The sequence below is a fragment of the Candidatus Enterococcus myersii genome (assembly GCF_017316025.1).
Classification (GTDB): domain Bacteria; phylum Bacillota; class Bacilli; order Lactobacillales; family Enterococcaceae; genus Enterococcus_C; species Enterococcus_C montenegrensis.
Map to the genome: position 1 here is coordinate 110,894 of NZ_JAFLVT010000005.1, position 17,607 is coordinate 128,500.

16 protein-coding genes are annotated in these 17,607 nt (G+C 36.0%); 9 read left to right on the forward strand and 7 right to left on the reverse strand.

The window, feature by feature from the left end; all coding sequences use genetic code 11:
* The first annotated feature begins 29 nt into the window (after positions 1-29).
* From rlmD to JZO76_RS03355, 6 genes are all read left to right on the forward strand, one after another.
* Positions 30-1,409, forward strand: a complete 1,380-nt coding sequence (gene rlmD / locus JZO76_RS03330) for a 23S rRNA (uracil(1939)-C(5))-methyltransferase RlmD (RefSeq protein ID WP_206902761.1) — start codon at positions 30-32, stop codon at positions 1,407-1,409.
* A 715-nt stretch (positions 1,410-2,124) separates the two neighbouring features.
* Positions 2,125-2,934, forward strand: a complete 810-nt coding sequence (gene thiD / locus JZO76_RS03335; RefSeq protein ID WP_206902762.1) for a bifunctional hydroxymethylpyrimidine kinase/phosphomethylpyrimidine kinase — start codon at positions 2,125-2,127, stop codon at positions 2,932-2,934.
* A 317-nt stretch (positions 2,935-3,251) separates the two neighbouring features.
* Positions 3,252-4,904 carry an acetolactate synthase AlsS gene (alsS, locus tag JZO76_RS03340; RefSeq protein ID WP_206902763.1) on the forward strand — a complete coding sequence of 551 codons (1,653 nt, stop codon included), beginning with the start codon at positions 3,252-3,254 and terminating at the stop codon, positions 4,902-4,904.
* Between the two features lie 86 nt (positions 4,905-4,990).
* Positions 4,991-5,704, forward strand: a complete 714-nt coding sequence (gene budA / locus JZO76_RS03345; RefSeq protein ID WP_206902764.1) for an acetolactate decarboxylase — start codon at positions 4,991-4,993, stop codon at positions 5,702-5,704.
* Positions 5,705-6,119: 415 nt separating this feature from the next.
* Positions 6,120-6,803, forward strand: a complete 684-nt coding sequence (locus JZO76_RS03350; protein ID WP_206902765.1) for an ABC transporter ATP-binding protein — start codon at positions 6,120-6,122, stop codon at positions 6,801-6,803.
* Positions 6,800-8,074, forward strand: coding sequence for an ABC transporter permease (locus tag JZO76_RS03355; RefSeq protein WP_206902766.1), 1,275 nt, complete (start codon positions 6,800-6,802; stop codon positions 8,072-8,074). Before JZO76_RS03350 ends, JZO76_RS03355 begins: the two co-directional genes overlap by 4 nt.
* Positions 8,075-8,235: 161 nt before the next feature.
* Here JZO76_RS03355 and JZO76_RS03360 read toward each other — a convergent pair whose 3' ends face one another.
* The 3 genes from JZO76_RS03360 to JZO76_RS03370 form a co-directional block, all read right to left on the reverse strand.
* The gene (locus JZO76_RS03360) at positions 8,236-9,552 is read right to left on the reverse strand and encodes a metallophosphoesterase (protein ID WP_206902767.1); all 1,317 of its coding nucleotides are present in this window, start codon (positions 9,550-9,552) and stop codon (positions 8,236-8,238) included.
* Positions 9,553-9,698: 146 nt separating this feature from the next.
* On the reverse strand, positions 9,699-10,823 hold the full coding sequence (locus JZO76_RS03365; protein ID WP_206902768.1) for an aminotransferase: 1,125 nt from the start codon (positions 10,821-10,823) through the stop codon (positions 9,699-9,701).
* A gap of 48 nt (positions 10,824-10,871) precedes the next feature.
* A complete protein-coding gene (locus JZO76_RS03370; RefSeq protein WP_206902769.1) occupies positions 10,872-11,906 on the reverse strand; it encodes an ornithine cyclodeaminase family protein in 1,035 nt (344 codons plus the stop codon).
* Between the two features lie 139 nt (positions 11,907-12,045).
* Here JZO76_RS03370 and JZO76_RS03375 point away from each other — a divergent pair, with 139 nt between their 5' ends.
* From JZO76_RS03375 to JZO76_RS14195, 3 genes are all read left to right on the forward strand, one after another.
* Positions 12,046-13,128: a helix-turn-helix domain-containing protein gene (locus JZO76_RS03375; protein WP_206902770.1), complete on the forward strand. Its 1,083-nt coding sequence runs from the start codon at positions 12,046-12,048 to the stop codon at positions 13,126-13,128.
* Positions 13,129-13,175: 47 nt separating this feature from the next.
* Complete coding sequence (locus tag JZO76_RS03380) at positions 13,176-14,318, forward strand: aminotransferase class I/II-fold pyridoxal phosphate-dependent enzyme (RefSeq protein ID WP_206902879.1); 1,143 nt, start codon at positions 13,176-13,178, stop codon at positions 14,316-14,318.
* A gap of 138 nt (positions 14,319-14,456) precedes the next feature.
* A complete protein-coding gene (locus JZO76_RS14195) occupies positions 14,457-14,585 on the forward strand; it encodes a hypothetical protein (RefSeq protein WP_277988635.1) in 129 nt (42 codons plus the stop codon).
* A gap of 624 nt (positions 14,586-15,209) precedes the next feature.
* Here JZO76_RS14195 and JZO76_RS03385 read toward each other — a convergent pair.
* From JZO76_RS03385 to JZO76_RS03400, 4 genes are all read right to left on the reverse strand, one after another.
* Positions 15,210-15,992: an alpha/beta hydrolase gene (locus JZO76_RS03385; RefSeq protein WP_206902771.1), complete on the reverse strand. Its 783-nt coding sequence runs from the start codon at positions 15,990-15,992 to the stop codon at positions 15,210-15,212.
* A gap of 11 nt (positions 15,993-16,003) precedes the next feature.
* Positions 16,004-16,369 (reverse strand): hypothetical protein, encoded by a 366-nt coding sequence (locus JZO76_RS03390; protein WP_206902772.1) that lies wholly within the window; start codon positions 16,367-16,369, stop codon positions 16,004-16,006.
* Between the two features lie 19 nt (positions 16,370-16,388).
* Entirely contained in the window at positions 16,389-17,009 is a 621-nt protein-coding gene (locus JZO76_RS03395) for a hydrolase (RefSeq protein ID WP_206902773.1), read from the reverse strand.
* Positions 17,010-17,318: 309 nt separating this feature from the next.
* Positions 17,319-17,531, reverse strand: coding sequence for a hypothetical protein (locus JZO76_RS03400; protein ID WP_206902774.1), 213 nt, complete (start codon positions 17,529-17,531; stop codon positions 17,319-17,321).
* Between the last annotated feature and the right edge of the window lie 76 nt (positions 17,532-17,607).

A 17,607-nucleotide genomic window follows, 5' to 3' on the forward strand; every position in this document is an offset into this window, starting at 1 on the left:
TGTTTTTTGTTCTAAATTTAGGAGGAACTATGAAAAAAACAGATCAAGTATATCCAGTGGAGAAAAATAGTCAATACGAAGTTGTGATTTCAGATTTAACTTATGAAGGAATGGGGGTCGCAAAGATTGATCATTACCCATTGTTTGTCGACAATGCACTTCCCGGTGAAAAAGTTATTTTAAAAGTAATTAAAGTTGGTAAAAAATTTGGTATTGGGCGTGTTGTTTCTTACTTAGAAAAGAGCCCAAAACGGGTTGAAGTTGCAAACGAAGATCTATTGCGTACCGGGATTGCACCATTAAGCCACTTAACATATGAAGAACAACTGCTTTTTAAACAAAAGCAAATTGAAAATGTTTTACAAAAAATTGCGAAAATGCCAGATATTCCTGTTTTACCCACAATCGGAATGGCAAAACCTACCGGCTACCGCAATAAAGCTCAAATTCCAGTACGGCGTAAAGATGGACAGCTACAAACTGGTTTTTATCGTAAGAACAGTCACGACTTAGTAGCGATTGAAGACTTTTATATTCAAGATCCCGCTATTGATGCTGCGATTATTAAAGTTCGCGATATTTTGGAACGCTTCAATGTAAAAGCGTATAATGAGCAACAACACGAAGGTTTACTGCGCCATATTGTTATTCGTCAAGGTCATTATTCTCGTCAAATGATGGTGGTATTGGTAACCTTGCGCAATAAATTCTTTAAAGGTGAAGAAATCGCCGCTCAAATTCATAAAGAAATTCCAGAAGTCGTTAGTGTTATGCAAAATGTTAACACTGAAAAAACGAATGTCATTTTAGGGGAACATGAAAAAGTTCTCTATGGTCAAGACTACATTGAAGATACATTGCTAGGAAAAACTTTCCGAATTTCAGCAAAATCTTTCTACCAAGTCAATACAGAACAAACAGAAGTATTGTATGAAACAGCCTTTGAAATGGCTGCCCTAAAACCAGATGATGTTGTCATTGACGCTTATGCGGGTATTGGTACAATTGGTTTGTCTGTAGCAGATCGCGTTAAACACGTGTACGGGATGGAATCTATTCCAGCTGCCGTTTCCGATGCAAAGAAAAACGCTGAATTAAATGAAATTGATAATGCGACTTATCTTGTTGGGGATGCAACAAAGGTGATGGGGCAGTGGTCAAAAGAAGAAATGCAGCCAGCTGTTATTTTCGTTGATCCACCACGAAAAGGATTAACAACAGACTTCATTAATGCTGCCTGTGATATGAATCCAGAAAAAGTTATTTATATTTCATGTAATCCAGGTACAATGGCGCGAGATTTAATTGATTTTGAGGCAAAAGGATACACATGTAAAAAAATCCAACCGGTTGATTTATTTCCACAAACAACCCATGTGGAGTGCGTAGGAATTTTGACTAAAGACTAAACCTGAGTGCAGTACTATAGATACAATGTAATTTAATGATTTTTAGAGTTAGAACTTTCGCGTTTTAACTCTTTTTTTGTTGTTTTATTAAGAAAATAATAGATTTCAAAATAGAAGTCAGGGTGTCTGAGATAAGTAATAAAAAATTTTTAGAGATTTTTCCCCCTAGTAAGTATTCAGGTGAACATAGAAAGTAAAGGAGCCAGTTTATCTAGTGTGTTAGTAAAATCAAGCAAAGAATATCGCAAATAAAATTTACAACAAATGCGAATAGTTAGAATACCTGTAAAAAAGCTATCAATGCTATAATATATTCAGCTTGGATTTAGTTACTTCAACTAGTGCTATAGGTGATTTTAAAACACTGATAGCCACGTTAAAAAAGGGTAAAGGAAATATAATTAAGAAGACTACACCAAATGGCAAAGAGAGATATCAGCCTTTAAAGTTCTGAATAAACTAGAAAAATACCTTTAGCTACTTTAGACTAGATTTTTGCGATGGCGCATTTTATTGCTTGAAAATTAGGGTTAAGATCCTGAAGGTGACTAGTCTGGCTATAACGCGATACTTATAGCTTAGACAAGCGCTAGGAAGTTTTCCCAATAGACGATGGTATCATATTATTGCGCAGGATTGTCGTCAAATAAACGAGATAAAAGGTTCCGCATTTTTCAAACAAAAATTACACGATTTAAAAAGGAGATTGACAAGTATGGAACAGTATCCACAAGCGCTGACTATTGCAGGTTCTGATAGTGATGGTTCAGCCGGAATGCAAGCAGATTTACATACTTTTTTTGCAAGAAAGGTCTATGGGGCATCCGTTATGACCGCTTGTGTCGCTGGAAATTCCTATGGGATTGAGGCCAGTGTAACATTACCGACAGAATTTATTGATAAAGAATTTGAATTACTAGCAGCAGATTACCAGATTCGCGCTAGCAAAACTGGCATGTTAGGAAATTCAGAACTGATTCGCACGATTGTTAAAAATTACAAGTTGTATGATTTTGGTCCTTTAGTTGTTGATCCGGTTATTATGACAAAACACGGCAATATGTTAATTGAAGAAGAAGCTTTGGCAACCTTAAAGGAAGAATTACTTCCTTTAGCTTTCGTTTTAACGCCAAATTTTTATGAAGCAGAGAAATTAACGGGCATAAAATTAAATACCGCAAAAGATTTTGAAACAGCAGCTCTTATTTTACAGAAGATGGGAGCTAAAAATGTGGTAATAAAAGGTGCCCATCAAGATGAAAAACAAATAGAAGTTGTGGACTACTTGTTATTAGCGACAGGAGAAAGTCATTGGTTAAAAGCCCCATACTTTAAAACAGAGCGAATAAATGGTACCGGAGATTCTTTGTCAGCTTGTATTGCAGCTGAGTTGGCCAAAGGAAACGATGTGTTGACAGCGGTAAAAATTGCTAAAGAATTTGTCAATAAGGCAATTGCAACTGAACTTTTCATCGGGCATAAATTTGGCCCGATTAACCACTGGGCTGGTAGTGACTTTTTTTAAAAGGTAGTTAGGATTATTTGATTATGAGGTAATCGGAAGTTTTAACGTTTCTAGTATAAAAAAATGTCTCAGTATTGTAGCGAGCGCAAAAAGTTAGACCAAAAATCTAACTTTTTGCGCTCGCTATTTTTATACTGACTATTCAGATGAACATTGTAGTTTTAAATAGCAAAAATAAATATAAACATTAAATGAATTGAAAAAATAATTAATTTTCAGTAAAACAATATGAGATAGTGTTACATTGTTGAAAAATAAAGGTATAAGTGCTAAATTAATAATTGTTAGTGATACAGTTTTTAAGGAGATGTAATACAGTGAGTAAAAAAGGTGCAGAAATCATTGTCAATAGTTTGGAAAATCATAATGTCCCATTTATTTTTGGCATTCCCGGTGCAAAAATTGATGGTGTTTTTGATACATTAGAAGATCATGGTCCGCAGTTGATTTTGGCGCGTCACGAGCAAAACGCTGCTTTTATGGCACAAGCAATTGGACGCTTAACGGGAGAACCAGGTGTAGTAATCGCAACTAGCGGTCCTGGCGCAAGTAATCTAGCGACAGGATTAGTAACCGCAACAGCTGAAGGTGATCCTGTCTTAGCATTAGCTGGACAGGTCAAACGTTCTGATCTTTCCAAATTAACACATCAAAGTATGGATAATGCAGCATTATTTGCACCAATCACAAAATATAGTTCTGAAATTCAAGATCCAGAAAATCTTTCAGAAAGCATTGCCAATGCGTATCGGATAGCGAAAACAGCTAAAAAAGGAGCCAGCTTTTTATCAATTCCGCAAGATGTTACCGATGGTGTGGTGAACAGTGATGCAATCAAGCCTCTGTCAGCGCCTAAGTTAGGAGCTGCTTCTGATGAGGATATAGATGATCTAGTGAAACGAATTAATGAAGCCAAATTACCAACATTATTAGTTGGAATGCGTGCTTCTGGGCAAAAAGAAACAGCGGCAATTCGAATGTTAGTTAAAAAAACCGGAATGCCAGTAGTAGAAACTTTCCAAGGTGCGGGTATTATCTCACGAGAATTAGAAAATCACTTCTTTGGACGTGTTGGTTTATTTCGAAATCAACCTGGTGATATGTTATTAAAACGTAGTGATTTAGTAATAGCAATTGGCTATGATCCCATTGAATATGAAGCACGAAACTGGAATGCCGAAAAAGATGCACGCATTATCGTGATTGATGAAGTGCCGATGGAAATTGATCAATATATGCAACCAGAAGCAGAATTGATTGGCAGTATCGCTAAAACGATTGAAAAATTAAGTGGCAAGATTGTGGATTATCGCCTATCCTCAGATGCGAATAACTACCTGGTTACGCTACAAGATAAATTGAAAAATGGCATGCAAAAAAGTGCGCCTCACACTGGACGTGTTCACCCATTAGAAGTGATTGATACTTTGCAAAAAAATGTTTCCGATGAAATGACAGTGACTGTAGATGTCGGAAGCCATTATATTTGGATGGCACGACATTTTCGCAGTTATGAACCACGCAAGCTTTTATTTAGTAATGGGATGCAGACACTAGGTGTTGCGTTACCGTGGGCAATTTCAGCGGCGTTAGTACGACCAAATACGCAAATTTTTTCAATTTCTGGTGATGGCGGCTTCCTATTTTCAGCCCAAGAACTTGAAACGGCAGTGCGCCTAAAACAAAAAATTATTCATTTGATTTGGAATGATGGCAGCTATAATATGGTGGAATTTCAAGAAGAAATGAAATACGATCGTTCTTCAGGGGTGCATTTTGGTCCAGTTGACTTTGTAAAATATGCCGAAGCATTTGGTGCAAAAGGATTACGGGCAACTTCAAAAGCGGAATTAGAGGCGGCAATTCAAACGGGCTTAGAAACAGAAGGTCCTGTAATCATTGACATTCCAATTGATTATTCTGATAACAAGGAATTAGGTAAAACAATTTTGCCCGATCAATTTTATTAAAAGATAACCAGCAGCTACAGTGGCCACTTAATAAAGTAAAAAAGGTTTATTTTCTTTGTTAAGTTTGAAATAAGAGGAGATTTGATATGTTAGTGAAAACTAAAAATTATATTTATCAACATGGAACTTTAGGCGGTTTGATGCAAGATTTAATGGAGGGAACAGAGAAAATTGGCACGTTGTCTAACTATGGTGATTTTGGGTTAGGGACATTGGAAGGTTCCAATGGTGAAGTCATTTTCTTAGACGGTGTAATCTATCATGCTGACCAGACAGGGGCCATTCATCAACTAAGCGGAGAAGAACTGACGCCTTATGCAGCGGTTACTCATTTTGAATCCGATCTTCAATTTCCAAGCTCTGCTATAACAGATGATGAATTAAAAGCAGAAATTTTAAATAAAATTAGCCATAATCTATTTGCGGCTATCAAAGTTGCGGGAACATTTAAGCATATGCATGTACGGATAGCACCTAAACAAGTTAAACCCTATCCAAGATTTGTCGAAATTGCACGCAACCAACCCGAATTTTCAGCCGCTGAAATTTCTGGGACAATCGTGGGTTTTTTTACGCCCAAGCTATTTCACGGGGCGGCTGCAGCAGGTTTTCATTTACATTTTATTAGTGATGACCATAAATTCGGCGGTCATGTCTTGGATTTCAAGTTGACAAAAGGACAAGTAGACGTAATGGAATTAGCGGAATTTCGACAACATTTTCCGACAGAAAGTCCGGAATATTTAGCAAATGAAATAAAATTAGCCGATATAACAAAAGATATTGAAGAAGCTGAATAATGTAAAAAAGATACTTCTGCCTTAGCTGATTTTATAATGGAGTGGATCAATTAAAATATGTATTTTGCGGTTTGTTAAAGCTCCCTATTGCCTAAACAGCTCTTACTAGGTGCTTTGAATTAACTTTTTTACAAATAATAATTAAATCTAAGCATAACAAATAGCAGAGAAATTTGATGCCGATAGATTCTTTGAAGCTGGACTAAAAATCTAACGTTTGAAAGAACCTACGTCTTATTTCACTGCTATTTTTTTGAAATGAAGGATTCTGCAGGCAACAACGGACTAAAAGACGATAAAAAAATACACCTTAGGTCTGATTTTTATCATTTGCAGTAGCGGTAGACTGAATAAGTGAAGAAAATGACTGTTATCTTATTGGTTATTTTTTTGAAGGCTCATAAGGAGGCGTAAAATGGAAGTAATTGAAACATTAAGTGTAGGGAAAACATATGGTTCAGGAAACACCGCATTCACGGCATTAAAAGAAATCAGTTTGAAAATTGAAAAAGGAGAATCGGTGGCGATTGTCGGGAAAAGTGGCTCTGGTAAATCGACATTGATGCATATTTTGGCCTTGTTAGATAAGCCAACAACAGGTCAAGTCAAAATAGTTGGTCAAGAAACAAATGGTATTAAAAAGAAAGAGTTGAATAAATTACGCAATCAAACCTTTGGCTTTGTTTTTCAACAATTCTTTTTGAATGCCAAAGACAGTGTTTTAGATAATGTTATTTTGCCGTTAAAAATTGCCGGTATTACAGGTAAAGAACGTAAGGAAAAAGCGATGGCGGCTTTAGCTGCAGTGGATTTAGCAGATAAAGCGCAAAACAAGGCCAATAATTTATCAGGTGGCCAAAAACAGCGCGTATGTATTGCCCGTGCTTTAGTCAACGATCCAGAAATTATTTTTGCTGATGAACCTACAGGAAATTTAGACTCTGCCACTGGTGAAAAAGTGGAAGAATTACTTTTTCGTTTAAATCGCCAAAAGGGTATCACCTTAATTGTCGTTACCCATGATCCTGATCTTGCTGCCCGGTGTGATCGGCAAATTCACATTAAAGATGGCTTTATTGTTAAGGAGGAACGTTCATGAATTTATGGGATACAATAACTTCTGCCAGTGCAAATTTATGGCGGAATAAAGGGCGAACCATTTTAACTATTTTAGCGATTTTTATCGGCGCATTTACTATTTCGATGACGTTGGGTATTAAAGCTGGGGTTAACGACTATGTCGATAAACAAGTAAAAAATGTTGGTCGTGATGATTTATTAATGATAAACAAAGCTGTTAGTGATGACCCAAACAAAGCCAGTGATGAACCAAAAGAATACACGGAAGAACAAGGCAATGCCGAGGACTCTTATTTATTGGACGAAAAAGATATCACAAAAATTACAAAAATTGCTGGCTTAACAGATGTAAAACCAGCCGAATCTTTTAGTCCAGACTATATTGTCGGAAAAAATAATAAAAAGTTTGTTTTATCTGCATCAAGTACAGATGGCATTGATGTTGACTTAAAAGCTGGTAAACAAGTGAGTCAAAAAGGCGATGCCTATGAAATTGCATTAGCTGCAAATTATGTCAAGAGTTTAGGTTTTGCTAATGCACAAGATGCGCTAGGAAAAAAAATTAGAATAGCGGCCTCGTCACAAGCGACAAAAGCGCAATCAGAAGTGGTGGCAACTGTTGTCGGCGTGCGCAATCCAAGTATTGTAAATAATGGTGATTCTGTCGTTAGTAAAGCTTTGGCTGAAAAATTAATTGCCATCAATAAGGCTGGGTTGCCTAAGGGGATGCAAAATCAATATTACGCTATTTTGGCAACTGTCAAAAATCCAACAGAAAATAATATTACAAAATTAAAAGAAAAATTGAGTAAACACGGGTATGGGGCGAGTACCTTTGCTGATCAGGTGGGGATGATTCATTCAACCGTCGATGCAATCACAGGTGTATTAACATTGTTTGGTGCTATTGCATTATTGGCAGCCAGTTTTGGGATCATTAACACGTTGTATATGTCAGTACAAGAACGCACGCGAGAAATTGGTTTAATGAAAGCAATGGGAATGGGGCGAGGAAAAGTTTTCTTAGCCTTTAGTATTGAAGCGATTTTAATTGGTTTTTGGGGATCAGCATTAGGTGTTGCTGTTGCAATGGGAGCTGCAAAAGTCGTAAATAAAGTAGCAACCGATTCTTTCTTACAAGGATTAGATGGCTTTAACCTATTGCAGTTTAATTTCTCATCGGTTGCCATGATTATGGTAATCATTATGTTAATTGCCTTTTTAGCAGGAACATTCCCTGCAAATCGCGCTGCTCGGTTGGACCCAATTGACGCATTGCGTTATGAATAAACTTCTAATCATATAAGAGTAGTAAGAATAAAGATAGTAACTAACCTAATTGAAACAATTCAATTTTAACGGTAGTGTTTAATAATGAAGGACTTTAGGTTGGTTTTACAAACAAAAACTTCAGGAAACCGTCTTGGTGACACTTCCTGAAGTTTTTTTGCTTATGGTTTAATGACTAATTTTTGATCAGCTAAATTGGTATCGTTAATGGCCGAATCAATGTATTTTTGTAAAAAGGGAGAATATTTGCCAAGTTCTTTATAAGCAAAAGACTGCTTTATTTGCTCTCTTCTCTTTGATGAATAGTCATCTTGTCCAGTAAAATAATTGTAATTTACTTCACCAACTAATTTAGCTGCGGGCGCTAAAATATTTTCATCCCGCACATTTTGATCTAAAAGCTGTTGATAAGCTAATCTTTGCCCATCTTTGAAGAAAAGTTCTTTTAAATATGCATTATGTTGACTTAGATTTTTAGCCGTCATTTTATTTTCTTTAGCCCAAGCGTCTACGTCAACTGTTTGTCTGTGATAGGAAATTTTGCCTGGGGTAAGCTTTAATTCACCATAAGCATGATCGGCAATCGCAAAGGAGCTGGTAACAACTTCAGTAATGTCAGTTTTTCCAGTAGGATCTTTCATAATATCTTGAGCATGAATATGACCGGAAAAAACTACAGGCACCTGATATTTTGCTAAAAGACTTTTAAGAGTTTGAGCGTTTGACAAGACATAACCTTTGTAAACAAGAGGGTTATGAATAAAAAGATTATGATGCATAAAGAGAATCGGAACTTTGTTTTTACTTTCAGCAATTTGCAATCTTTTTTCAAGCCAATTTAAAGTTTCATCTTTTACTTGGCCACCTGTATGGGGTTGCGCACGACTGGTTTGAATGGGGTATTCATTTGTATCTAAGAAAATAAAGTCATATTTTTTGTCGATTTTAATTGCATAACTTAATGACGCGCTATCTGTACTAGTCGCAAGTTTATACCCATCGGGGAAAAATTCTTTAAAGTCAGTAGGTGAGATTTGGGCAATACGCTCTTTGGTATCACCCTGGTATTTGCGAGCCCAACCATCAAAAATATCGTGGTTCCCAGGAATCGCAAGTATCTTTGTACCAGTCTTTTTTACAGGAGCTAAAATTTCAGCCATTTCTTTGGCACTTTGTTTTTCACCATTTAAGGTTAAGTCACCTGTCAAAATAATTGCCGCAGGCTTTACTTTTTTTGCTTTAGCCACAAAAGCTGTTAAAGATTCTTCTTGATAATCCAAATCTTTTCCGGCAGCAGTTCCTTTGATAAATTGAAATTCTTTGCCATCATCGTGAAGAGACGGGGCAATAAAATGAATATCCGTGGCAATCCAAAACGTATTATTTTTTGGCTCAAATTGATTTGCCTCAGTTGAGGTGTGACACCCAGTAAGGACAAATCCAAATAGAATTAGTAATATTGTTAGCATTTTTTTCATCTTCCACACTCCCGCAGGTTATCATAGCACAAAGGTTGTCATTATGTTAAAAATTAGACAATAAAATAAAGAGTAGGGATAATAAGACTTCACTAAAGCCCTCTTATCCCTGCTCTTTATTTATAAAGGTGTATTAAGTTAAAGTATTAATCAAATTGACGAAGATATTCTGAAAATTTTGCAAGTCCAGTCTTTAAATCATCAGTTTTACAAGCATAGCCAATTCGCACGCATTTTTCAAACTCAAAGCACTCACCGGGTGTGAATAAAATACCGTGATTGTCAATTAAATCCAAGCACAAATCATAACTTGTCATGTCAAAATCATAGTACAGTAAAGTGATCGTCCCTGCTTGTGGTTTCACGTAGTGGATATGGGGTTCGTTTTGTACCCATGTGTCTAAAATCTGCAAATTTTTACGTACTAAAGTTAAGTTGCGGGCCATAATTTCTGTTTGATGGGTGAGTGCAATGGCTGCCAGTTCTTCATCTAGCAGGCCACAACTAATCGTATTATGATCGCGATGTATTAAACAGGTATCCATAGCAGCAGAATCTCTGGTTGCAATCCAACCCAGTCGCAAGCCGGCCAATGACCAAACTTTTGACATGCTACTTGTGCTAATTCCTTTTTCGTATAAATCAACAATAGAAGGACTCACTTCATCAGTTTGTGTCAAGCCGCGGTATGTCTCATCACATAAAATGTAGGCGTCAACTTCTTTGGCAAGAGCAACGATGCCATTTAAAATATCTGCTGACATTAAAGCACCTGATGGATTGTTGGGATTGTTAATAACGATAACTTTAGTTTTATCCGAAACTAATTTTTTTACTTCCGCTAAGTCTGGTAAAAAGTTATTTTCTTTTTTTAGTGCATACATTTTAACCGTGGCACCAAATGATTCCGGTATTGAATATAATTGCTGATAGGTAGGGAGGATAGCCACAACTTCATCTTCGGGATTTACTAAAGAATATAAGACAAGATGATTTGCACCGATTGCACCATGGGTGGTAACAACTTGATCTGGCGTAATATTTTGATAGAGCTTCGTGATTCCCTGTTTAAAAGTTGGATTGCCAAAAATATGACCATAGGTGAGACGTTTTTTTAAAAGATCATTTAAAGTTTTTTCTTTATCCAGTCCAGCTAATTCGAATAAATCATTGACACTAATTGAGTCGACACAGGTTTCACCAGTGTTGTAAATAGCTTTGTCTTCGTGTTCGTTCATCCACATTTCTACTTTAAAGGGTTTGATATTCATTTTTTTCCTCCTTAATTTAGGGCAGTTCCCGCGTGTTTGTAAAAAAAACTATAAAAAGACAGTTTGGCCAATATTTTCTTTAGTAGCTATTTTTAATGCTAAATTTGAAACAGCTAGATCTTGGAGTGCAATTCCTGTCGAATCAAAAATCGTAATGGCATCATCTGTAGTACGACCTGCAACTTTTCCTGTAATAAGGGCGCCAATTTCACCGCTAATGTCAGCTTTTTTTATAACTCCTTCTTTGATCGGACGTTCAGTTTCACCAACAGTTATTGCTTGTTGTAAATCATCAACGATGATGATAGCATCTTTAAAAATCTGCGGATCAATTTCTTCTTTACCGCTGATGTCAGCGCCAATACAACTAAAGTGTGTTCCTTTTTTTACCCATTTTGCCTTTATAATTGGCGTAGTGGCAGGGGTTACCGTTGCCACTAAATCTGATTTTTCTAATGTTTGCGCAAGATCTGTCACAGCGCTAACATTCGTATTTTTTAGCGAAACTTTTTTGGTTGGATTTTTGGCTAACAAACTTTCTAAAGGTGTCGCCAAATTTGTTACAAACGCATTTGCTTTGTTTGCATCTAAGGGATCAAAAATAAAAATATCCGATATACTGTCAAAAACCGTCAAATATGCAGCAATCTGAAAAAAGGCTTGTTGGCCCGAACCAATAATTAGCAATGTTTTGGCCATTTTTTTAGCTAAATATTTTGCACCAATGGCTCCTGCGGCACCGGTGCGCATGCCCGTGATATATTCAGCATCCAACAAGCTGCAAGGTGCTCCTGTTTTACTATCAAATAAGAGGGTAGTACCAAATAAAGCCGGTAAGTTTTTGGCGGGATTATCTTTAAACCAAGAGACGACTTTTAAACCGTAACGCTCAAGTTCAGGCATAACACCAGCTTTGATATCCATATCCGCAACACCAGCTTCAAATTCATGGAATATCATCGGAAGCACGAAGGCTTTGTTTAACTCTTTTTGTTTATAGGCCTCTTCAACTGCGGCGATAGTTTCTTCCATTGTTAAAATTTTTCGTAAATCATTTTCATTTAAAACTGTAACTTTATTCATGGAAACAACTCCTTTACTTCTTTTATTGTAAGCGATAAATGTAAGAGGTTTTTTTGTAATATTTCCAAAATTAAGATATATTTTTTGTAGAGATAATAAAAATGCTTGCGTGTTTTTCATTTATGATGGAGGTGTAAAGATGGGTTTGACTGTCACAGGTCTATTGGACACTATTGATCCAAAGGGATTTGTTTTGTGTGCTGGTTTTAATGGGCTGAAGAATCCGATAATGGATGTGGGGATTTTAGATCACGAATTTGATTTAATGAAAAATAAGGAACAGCCGTATTTTGAACCTTGTTCCATTGTTGTATCCAGCCTGTTGTTCATGAAAGACAATCCAGAGCAACTGTTACCAACCATTCAACAATTATTACAAGATAAAGTGAGTTCTTTAGCCATTCAAAATGTTTACTTTAAGGATATTCCCCTAGCGGTCCTTAATTATTGCAACGAAAAAAATTTCCCCTTGTTTTTATTGACGGAAGAAGCGGATTACTTAGAAAATTTGATTTTTAAAATTAAAAACAGTATTCATCAAGCGGATTATTTAAATTATTTAGAACATAGTTTTCAACAGTTATTAAATGGTGATGAACACAATTTTGCGTCTTTATATCAACAGCTATCCCTTGTTTTAAAGCCTCAGAGTCGAGCATATTTGATTGAAAAACAAGATCAAGCCGTCTTTTCTTTACGGGAGTATGATCAATTTAAACGTGATATTCCCCAAGCTGCATTTTTAACGCGGTGGAAAAATAAACTTTTTGTTCTAACAACCTTGGAGCTAACTTTTCCGCCTGGTTTTAAGTCCAATCTTATCGGCGGCTGTAGCAGCAACCAAGAACAAAACAAAGATTTAGCACAATTATTTGAAGAATCCTTGTTGGCTTTAGAAGCTAATAATCAATTTGGCAAAATTTTTCACTACGATGATTTAGGTATTTTAGCTTTGATTGGCAAAATGAAACTAAATACTGGTATTACAAAGCTTGTTGACAAATTAATGGCTGAACTACAAGCAGATTTTGGGATAGAGGTATTTCAAACTGTACTCATTTTTTTTGCCGCAAATGGTGATATTCAAAAAACAGCCGACACGCTATTTATTCATCCCAATACAGTCCGTTATCGCATCAAAACTGTCTGCAACAAGCTTGGATTTCAATCAGAGTTTGAATTGATTGCAAACTACGGTCTACTGTTTAAAATAAGAAAATAATTACTACGAGATAAAATGGGCGAGGAGGGATTAGTTTGACCAATAGAATGCAAATCAATCAAAAATATCAGCAACAAAATAGTTTGCTAATGGAAATTGCTGTTTTGGCAAAAGATACGCCAGATTTAATTGATCTTTCGATTGGTGATCTAGATGTAACCACGAATGAGTCAATCATCGCGGCAGCTTTTGCTACTGCCAAAAATGGTGAAACAAAATATACAGCGCCAGATGGGACGAAGACATTTCTCGGTGCTGTTTGTCGCTATTACAAAAAACGTTATCACATGACAATTAGTGAAAATGAAGTACGGGCAACAGTGGGTGCGATGCATGGTATGTATTTAGCCTTAATGGCCTTAGTTGATAAAGGTGATGAGGTGATTATTCATGAACCTTACTTTACCCCTTATAAAGAGCAAGTCCTTGCTTGTCAAGGTATACCGGTATTTGTAGCAACCAATCCAGCAGAAAACTATCAATTAGATGTTGAAAAATTAGCAGAAAAGATCACCGATAAAACGAAAATTATTATTATTAACTCCCCTAATAATCCAACGGGAGCAGTTTTTACAAAAGAAACAATGCAAAAAATTGCTGATCTAGCAATTGCAAATAACTTGTATATTTTTTCAGATGAGGTTTATGAAGCTTATTGTTTTAATGAAAATTTCACCCCAATGATGAGTTACGCACCGCAAAATACTATAACCTTTAACAGTTTTTCTAAAACTTTTGCAATGACGGGGTGGCGAATTGGTTTTATGATTGCCCCAGAGCAGATTATTGATGCCTGCCGAAATGTCAGTGAATTCGTAACTTTTACAGCACCTTCCATTTCACAAGCAGCCGGTGTTTTTGCTTTAGATAATTGGGAAGAGCTCTTTAGCGAAGTTGCCAGTCTTGTTTACGATCGGTTGCGCTATATTGAAAAACGGGTCGCCAAAATTAATTTTCTTAGCATGGAGGAAGTTGCAGGAAGTTTGTATGCTTATTTAGATATCTCTAAAACTAATTTGGACTCTTTAACTTTTGTTAAAAAAGTATTAGCAGAATGTCATGTTTTATTGGTACCAGGGGTCGCTTTTGGTGAAACAACTGGCAAAGACCAGGTTCGAATTGCCGCAAATCAACCGGTATCTATTTTAAAATCAGCCTTTGACCGGATGGAAAAGTTAACCTTCTCATAAAAATGCAGTATTTGCTTTCAAGAGTTGCATCTTGTATAATCAAAAGTCGCAGGCTAAACAGCTTGATTTGAAGTTGGTAGCCTAACAAAGTCTGCGCCTGAAATTAATGATTGTTAAAGGCAAATTGAGGAGAAAATCATGAATACAAAAGAAAAAATGATGGAATTAATTAAGAAAAAACAAGGCGGCGGCCGTGTAAAAGAAATGCAAGCACCAAAAAATGATCGCAAAAATATGCGTAAAGGTCCAAAAATTTATAACAAATAAGAAAAAGTCGTACTCTCTGGTTAAGATGGTACGATTTTTTTTACGATTAAAAATTTACGAGGGATTTTTCAAAATACAAGAAACAGTTTTGGCGCTTGCTTTGTTACGTATTTTCTAAATGCCCTCCTGCTATTAGCAGGAGGGCAAGAAAAAGAAGGGAAGAGTGGGCAAATTAGAGACCTGTATTTTTTACGGTGGTAGCTAATTTTTATACCGTTATATTTAGGTGCTTTTATCCTCATGTTGGACTAAAAATTGCATTTTTATTCGTTATTTTGTATTTATCATCTATGGCTGGTTAAACTGCCATTACTAAGCTTGCGCATTACTACCAAATAAACCTATATACATCCAGACATACTTCTTTTTAACCAAAACGAAGACCTTTATAGAACGACAAAAAATTCAAGCGTTTAAAGAAGTATGACTATGTGGTTAATGAAAAATAGAAACTGCCAATTTTAAAGTAAAAGTAGGTAGCAGTTTCTTAACTTAAACCTTGGAATATAGTAATAAAGCAGATATTGCTATATAAAAACCTTTTATCGCAAATAATTAAAATAAAACGACCTTAAAATATTTGGTATTACCCAATATTTTAAGGTCGTAAAAATTTAGAGTTATTTATTCTCCTAGCTGCTCGTTAAAAAAAGCTAATGTAAGATTCAGTGTTTTCTCCCAGTACCCCTCACCATGAATGGTGCCAGCAATCAGTTTAACACAACTTTCCACACCAACTGTGGCGAGTCCTTGTTGTAATTTTAAAACACCGCTGATCGGCACGAGTTCATGCAACGAATTAGCTAAAAATACAGGACCGCTGTTAGCTGTAATTCGTGTTAAGGGCGTAGCCGCTTTTAACAAATTTAAATCATTTCTAACATAGTTTAAAATAAACCATTTATAGAATTGATCATTACTGCCATCTTGGTCGATTTCGCGACTCTCGTGTTCATCGAAGTGTTGTTCTTTATTCATAACTGCTTTCACTTCGGGGTGTTTTGTCACCCAATCATATAAATCAATAATCCCTGACCAAGAAGCAGCTGGAATTCCTTTTTGTAAGGCCAGTTCAATTGCCAAATTTCCACCGGCTGAAGCACCTAAAGCAAAAACTAGCTTATTTTTTAAGTCAGCATTGTTTTTAACCCAAGCATAGACATTGAAAATATCCGTTAAAGCGCTAGGATAAAGGTGAGCAGGTGCAAGGCGATAGTTTGGAGCAACTACAAAAAAGCCATTTTCCACAAACTTTTCAGCCAGAAAATTTTCTTTTTCCTTATCGCCACGAAACCAACCGCCCCCGTGGATCAAGAGTAAAACCGCTTTGGAATCACCAGTTGGAGCATAGGTATCCAACTTTAAATCATTCCCCATATCATAGACAATATCATTTACTACTTTCATTTTTATCGCTCCTAAATTAAATCATTGGCATCGTCAGGTTGAAGTTGCATGATTTCATCAATGGTGGTAAGTAAAGCTTTTTGTGCTTTATCGTAATCTGCGATAGAAGTGAATTTTTCGTTGAAACCTTCTAAGCCACCACTGGCAAAAGCCATTTCATATTGATAGACTGCATCATATTGTGCTGTAAAAGTCTTTAAGAGCGCCATTTGATTTTCTGCTAATTGCAACGCTAATTGAATCACGCGAAAATCAGTATACGCTAATTCAAATTGAACGGCCCAAGCACGCATGAAAGGATGCTGATTTTTTATATGCAAAAAGTGATGTTCTACTGTCCAGGACAAATTTTTTAGCGAACCTTGAATATCTAACATGAAAATTACTCCTTTTTTACTATTCTAATTTTAAGAAAATTCCTTTGTCTTGCATGGCTTTCACAAATTTTGCTGCAGTATTGCTTCTATTCCAATCACGTTGTAATTCGCAAGCAAGTTGCGCAAAGGATGTCATTTTAGCACCAGCTTGTTCAACACGATGAAGTGCCATTTCGTGGGCGATTTTGCTTGTTCCACCAACTGCGTCTGCGACAGCATAGACTTCATAGCCTTCTTTTAAAGCATCCAAGGTTGGAAAAGTTAAGCAAGCCTCTGTCCACAATGCGGCAATAATAATTTTCTTTTTACCCGTTGCTTTAACGGCGTCATTAAATTCGCGATCTTCCCATGCGTTAATGGAGGTTCTGTCATAGCTTGGCAAATCAGCTACTAGTTCTTTTAATTGGGGAATAGTATCTTTGTTACGTCCGGTTGCTACGTTGACCGTTGAAACAATAGTAGGGACATTATAAGCCCGCATCAAAGCTGTTAAATTTACAATACTTTCAACTAATTCATGGCGATCCATTGAATTGATGGAGTTTACTTGTGTAGGCTGATAATCAATTAGTACAAAAACGCTGTTTTCGGGCGAAAGCAGTTCATCTTTTTCGGGATTTCTAGGTTCATAACTTGTCATAATAAAATTCCTCCTTAATACTATTTAATAGAATGAAAATTTTTACCTCAAAACCAATATACTGCCGTTTTTTAAATAAGGGAAATAATCCGACTTTAAAATAGTAAGCGCTTAAATTTTCGTTTGAATTATAAAAGTTTAAAAAGATAGTAGCAGTCATTAGGGTAAATATGGATTGGAATAGCAGCTCAATTGTAATACTCTACGTATAAAACAAATAAAAAAGATTTGACACAAAAGTCTCAAGACTAATCTGTCAAACCTTAAAAATTATTGGTCAAAGTAACCCATTGTAATAATTACTAAAAATTATTTGTATTGATGATAGGTATCCCGTGGTTTTTGATTGTAAGGATAAAATTTACGAATACTTTGACGATATTTTTTTTCGTCCCATAAGGCAAACCAGACTAAAAAAGGGGGAACAAAAATCAAAGCGGCTAGAGCAACACCATAATGACTAATGACAAAGCTGACGATTAAACCTAAAATGATTAAAGAAATATTGCGAATTGTATTCATCCTTTTCACCTCAATTAAAATATACGAACAAATGTTTGTATATTGATTATACGAAAGTATGTTCGGTTTGTAAAGT